Source organism: Schwartzia sp. (in: firmicutes), assembly GCF_978017985.1.
Map to the genome: position 1 here is coordinate 1 of NZ_CDXDFU010000070.1, position 2449 is coordinate 2449.

A 2449-nucleotide genomic window follows, 5' to 3' on the forward strand; every position below is an offset into this window, starting at 1 on the left:
CAAATACTACGCCGGCAATTGCCGCGGCAGGCCGTTTTTCTCCGCGCTTCCATACCCATCCCGCACAAAGAAGAAGCAGCACGAAAAAAATGCCCGGAGGCAGTATAAAGCTCGCTCCGAATTTCAGCAGATAAATCATAAAAAAGCCGCTCCTTTCTCCAGAGCGGCTTTCGTTTCCTGTTTAAGCATGCAAAGCCCCTCAGGCATGTGCAAAATAAGCATACGTACGACGCAGTCCTTCCTCAAGCGAAACATTAGGTTTCCATCCGAGTCCGCGGCGTGCACGTCCGTTCGACAGCATTGACTTGTAAATATCCCCCGGACGCTCCGCGGCATATTTCGGAATAATTTTTCTTCCCGCGACATTTGAAAGCACACTGACAAGCTCCCTGAGGCTCGTCTGAGTCTGCGTGCTGAGATTATATGCAGCATTGACCTCCGTGGTCTTCAACGCTGCCCCGATACCGGAGGCAATATCACCCGCGTAGATGAAATCTCTCGTCTGCTCGCCGTCACCGAATATCGTAATATCCTGCCCGTCAGCAACACGCTGGGCAAAGATGCTTATGACTCCGCCTTCTCCTCCGTCACCCTGACGCTCACCATATACATTGGCAAAGCGGAGTACCACATAGTCCAAATCGTACAATTTGTGATAAAGATCCAGATATTTCTCTACCGTCACCTTGCTGAGTCCGTAGAACGACATGGGGGCGGTTTTTCTCAATTCCTTTATCGGCAGGTCACTCTCGGGCACATTGCCGTACGCAGCGGCAGTCGACGCAAAAATCACACGGTCAACCCCGGCCTGTCTTGCAGCCTCCAGAACACGTATTGTACCGAGCACATTCTGCTGCGCGTCAAAGGCAGGATTGTCTATGGACTTGTTCACCATTGTCTGTCCCGCAAGATGTACTATAGCATCAAACTGCCCAGAAACCACTTCGCTGACAAGTCTGTCATCCAGAACGTCCATTTCCAGCAGCTTCGCGCCCTCCGGCAGATTTTCTCTTTTGCCGACGGAAAGATTATCCAAAGCCACCGCTTCATGTCCGTTCTGCAGTAGATATTCCATCAGGTGCGAACCGATAAAGCCGGCTCCGCCTGTCACCAAAACCTTCATTATAACAACCTTCCTCATATAGTATAGGCATTGCTCTCTTCTTATGATAAAAGCGAATCACCGATATGTCAATGGATTGACAGCATTGTGCCCTTACTCTCCTTTTACGGAAAGCTCATCCAGATACCGTCCGACGGCATCCTGCCATGGCGGAAGATGCTTAAATCCCGCTTTGTCCAGAGAAGCCTTGCTCAAACGCGAATTATGCGGGCGTACGGCCTTGGTCGGATATGCTGAGGACGGAACGGGAGACACCTTCACACCAAGACCGCGGCGGCGGAACACCTCGCATGCAAGCTCATACCATGAGCATATTCCCTCATTCGTCGCATGATACGTTCCGTATGCCTCAGTCCCGACCATGTCCGCAATAAGCTCCGCAAGGTCAGCCGTATACGTCGGCGAACCGATCTGATCATCAACTACGGTGAGCGAATCATGTGTCTTTGCCAGGGAAAGCATGGTACGAATGAAATTTTTGCCGTTTATTCCGAATACCCACGAAATACGTACAATAAAATATCTGTCCAGCGACTCCCTCACAGCCTGCTCTCCCGCAAGCTTTGAGGCGCCGTACACATTGCAGGGCGCAGTTTCGTCCTGCACCTCATAAAAAGCATCTCCAGTACCGGGGAACACGTAATCCGTACTTATATAAACAAGCTTTGCTCCGATTTTGGAGCACGCTTCCGCGATAGCTTTAACAGCCTCCGCATTGACACGATGGCAGACCTCAGGCTCCTCCTCCGCCTTATCCACTGCCGTATACGCGGCGCAGTGTATAACGGCATCAGGGTGTTTTTCCTCAATAAACCGTGTGCACTTCTCAGGCTCCGTCAGGGGCATTTCAGTTCTGCCTGCGCCGAAAGCCTCAGCTCCGCGCTCCTTAAGAACACGCATGACATCATAGCCAAGCTGGCCCGAAACACCGGTAACCAATATCTTCATCGGGCTTCATCCTTTCTAAAGAAAAACCCCTGCGGAATACCTGATGGCATTGCCTCCGCAGGGGATAAAATTACAAAGTACCGAAAAAACGGTCGCCGGCATCACCGAGACCCGGGACGAGATAACCCGAATCAGACAGATGGTCGACAACAGCCGCAACGTAAACAGGAACATCCGGATGCTCCTTATTGACAACACGCACGCCCTCCGGTGCGGAAACAAGGCACATGAGTATAAGTGACTTTGCTCCGTGCTCCTACAGCATGGTAAGCGCCGCAGACGAAGAACCGCCCGTTGCCAGCATCGGATCTACAACGATGAGCGTGCGATCAGCAACGTCAGAAGGCAGCTTGCAGTAATATTCTACCGGCTTCAATG

Annotated in this window: 2 protein-coding genes and 1 pseudogene; all 3 read right to left on the minus strand. The window is 51.6% G+C overall.

Features of this window, described 5'->3' with window-relative positions; genetic code table 11:
* Positions 1–199: 199 nt before the first annotated feature.
* Complete coding sequence (locus tag ACY69O_RS03250) at positions 200–1123, minus strand: NAD-dependent epimerase/dehydratase family protein (protein WP_462332037.1); 924 nt, start codon at positions 1121–1123, stop codon at positions 200–202.
* A 93-nt stretch (positions 1124–1216) separates the two neighbouring features.
* Positions 1217–2071: a dTDP-4-dehydrorhamnose reductase gene (gene rfbD, locus ACY69O_RS03255; protein ID WP_462332038.1), complete on the minus strand. Its 855-nt coding sequence runs from the start codon at positions 2069–2071 to the stop codon at positions 1217–1219.
* A 70-nt stretch (positions 2072–2141) separates the two neighbouring features.
* Positions 2142–2449, minus strand: a pseudogene (gene upp / locus ACY69O_RS03260) (uracil phosphoribosyltransferase); the annotation flags it as partial.